The organism is Caulobacter sp. D5, from assembly GCF_003185805.1.
In the GTDB taxonomy this organism is placed as follows: Bacteria; Pseudomonadota; Alphaproteobacteria; order Caulobacterales; family Caulobacteraceae; genus Caulobacter.
Window position 1 is genome coordinate 1 of sequence record NZ_QHJY01000495.1, and the last position, 2825, is coordinate 2825.

4 protein-coding genes are annotated in these 2825 nt (G+C 70.9%); all 4 read left to right on the plus strand.

Going from position 1 to position 2825, the window contains the following annotated elements:
- On the plus strand, positions 1–1175 hold a 1175-nt coding region (locus DMC18_RS26335; RefSeq protein WP_158285980.1), incomplete at its 5' end, for a hypothetical protein.
- Positions 1176–1217: 42 nt separating this feature from the next.
- A complete protein-coding gene (locus DMC18_RS24325; protein WP_233245235.1) occupies positions 1218–1523 on the plus strand; it encodes a hypothetical protein in 306 nt (101 codons plus the stop codon).
- Between the two features lie 27 nt (positions 1524–1550).
- Positions 1551–1952, plus strand: coding sequence for a hypothetical protein (locus tag DMC18_RS24330; RefSeq protein ID WP_110119745.1), 402 nt, complete (start codon positions 1551–1553; stop codon positions 1950–1952).
- Between the two features lie 10 nt (positions 1953–1962).
- A complete protein-coding gene (gene sctJ / locus DMC18_RS24335; protein ID WP_110119746.1) occupies positions 1963–2706 on the plus strand; it encodes a type III secretion system inner membrane ring lipoprotein SctJ in 744 nt (247 codons plus the stop codon).
- Positions 2707–2825: the final 119 nt, after the last annotated feature.

Sequence of the window (2825 nt, forward strand, 5' to 3'; positions counted from 1 at the left end):
CCCATCAAGCCCTGCCGCCCGAAGACACGACGGAAGAACTGGCGAAGGTCCATGCCGCGACCCTCGTCCTCAAGGTGCTGTCCGGCCGCGTCGCCGGCGCCCTGTTGCCGATGCCGCCGGGCGAGGCCGCCGAGCTCGGCCACGGTTTCGACGCCGACATCGTCCTGCGCGACGCCAGCGCCAAGGGCATCCGCGTGCGGCTCGTCGCCGGCGAGGAGGCCGCCGACATCGAGGTGCTGTCGGGCCAGGTCGAGATGCTCGGCCATCGGCTGGAGGCGCCGGCCCGCGCCGTCCTGCCCTGCTATGTGCCGCTGATCGTCGGCGACAACGCCCTGGCCCTGGGGGTCGAGGAAAGCCCCCGCTGGCGCGAGGCCGAGCGCCTGCTGAACGCCGCCGCGCCCGCCGAGGCCACGCCAGCCGAGGAAGAGGAGGGCGGCCTGTTCGAGGACGGCCGCAGCCTGCTGCGGCGTACGCTGGATCGCGGCGTGCGGGTCGTCGGCGCCACGCCGCACCTGGTGCCGGTGCTGGTGTTCGGCGCGGCCCTGGCCTGCGTCACCTACGCCGTCGCCAACGTGCCCCATTTCGGCGGCCAGGAGGCCAGCCCCTCCAAGCTCCACGCCCTGCTGCGCCAGGAGGGCTACGGCGCCCTGGCCGTGCGGCCCGAGGAGAACGGCAAGCTGGTCATCGCCGGCGTGCTGAACCGCGACGCCGAGAAGGCCCGCCTGACCCGCCTGGTCAGCAGCCGCGAGCTGCCGGCCAGGGTCGAGGTCGTGACCAGCGAGAGCCTGGCCCAGAACGTCGAGGACGTCTTCCAGGCCAACGGCCTGGCCGCTACCGCCCGTCCCAACGGCCTGGCCCGCGTGCAGGTGCAGGTCACCGGTCCGGCCCAGGACGTGGACAAGGTCGAGAAGATCGCCCTGCACGACGTCAAGGGCCTGCGCGCCCTCGACGTGGAACGGGCCGCCGGCGGCGACCGCCTGGGCCAGGTGTTCGACCAGGGTCCCGGCAAGCGCGTGGTGGCGGTGGTCGGCGGCGAGGCCGGCTACGTCGCCACCGCCGACGGCGCCCGCTACTTCGCCGGCTCGATGCTGCCCACGGGCGACCGCATCATCGGCGTCGAGAGCCAGGCCGTGCTGGTCGAGAAGGGCGGCGAGACCACCCGCCTGATGTTCTGAGAGCGAGCGAAGCAACCCCAACAAATCCAAGGAGAAGCGACGATGACCGACTCTGTTTCGAACTACGCGACCATGTCCGTGGCCTCCGGCCTCCAGGGCTCCAACACCAAGAACCGTCCGGGCAGCTGGTTCGAGGCCATGGCCCACGCCTGGGGCCAGGTGCTCGACTCCCAGGCCGTGCGCATCACCGAGCTGTCCGACCAGGTCGGCACGGGCGGCGACGACAAGCCCTCGGTCATGGCCATGCTGACGGCCGAGAGCCTGCGCATGAACTTCATGGCCAATTCGGAAAGCACCTCGGTCGACAGCGTCGGCCGCGCCCTCGAAACCATGGCCCGCAAGAACTAAGCGGCCTCTTCAGCGGAGAGGACGCCCATGTCCTTCGACCCCGTATCGGCGGCCGCCCTGGCCGTCCCCCAGGAAGCATCGCCCCAGGTCGCGCAGGTCGGCTACGGCGCCAGCCTGACCGACGCCGTCCAGTTCCAGAACGCCCTGCACACGGCCGGCGCGTCGGGTGTGTCCGGCCTGTCCGGTCCCGAAGCCCTGGCCCCGGCCATGAAGGGGATCTTCAACCAGCTGGAGTTCGTCAACGGCCAGGCCTCGAACCTGGCCGCCCACGCCAAGGCGGCCGAGGCCAAGGGCGCGGCGATCACGCCCGGCGAGATGATCGGCCTGACCGTCCAGTGCCACGAGTTCATGTTCAACTGCCAACTGACCTCGAACATCGCCAACCGCACGTCCGACGGCCTGCAGCAGCTCTTCCGGCAGCAGTCCTAGGGAGGCGACGATGCGCAAGATCCTGCCGGCGCTGCTGGTCGCCACGGCCCTGGGCCTCACCGCCTGCGCGGAGAAGGAGCTCTACGGCGGGCTTTCCGAGCGCGAGGCCAACGAGATGGTCGCCGTGCTCCAGAACGCCAACGTCTCGGCTTCGAAGAGCAGCAAGGACGGCAAGGTCTGGGCGCTGAAGACCCGGGCCGAGCAGTTCTCCTCGGCCGTGGCCGTGCTGCACGACCAGGGCTATCCGCGCGACAAGTTCGAGAGCCTGGGCGAGGTGTTCAAGAAGGAGGGCTTCGTCTCCTCGCCGATGGAGCAGCGCGCGCGGCTGATGTACGGCCTGAGCCAGGAGCTCAGCCAGACCATCTCGTCGATCGACGGCGTGGTGCAGGCGAGGGTGCACATCGCCGTGCCCGAAGCCGACCCGTTGGCCGAGCAGCAGAAGCCGTCCTCGGCCTCGGTGTTCATCCGCCACAACCCCGACGTCGATCTGTCGGGCCAGGTGGGGTCGATCAAGGCCCTGGTCACCAACTCCATCGAGGGCCTGCCCTACGACAAGGTGACGGTGGTGATGTTCCCGGCCAAGCCGGTGATGGCCGCCGCCCCTGTCTCGCCGATCAAGAGCTTCACCATGCCGGCCATCGCCATACTGGCGGCGATCGGCGGGGTGGGGGCCTATGTCGTCAGCCGCACCAGCCGCTTCAGGCCACGTCGCAAGCTGCGGACCCTGGCTGAACCGACGGGCCCAGCCGCATGAACGCCCGGGCCGATCGCGAACGGCTGGGCGCCCAGGCCAGGCTGCTGACGAGCATCGGCGCGCCGGGGAGCGTGGGGCCGCGCGCGGCGCGCCTGGCCCGTCGCCTGGCGGGGCGACCC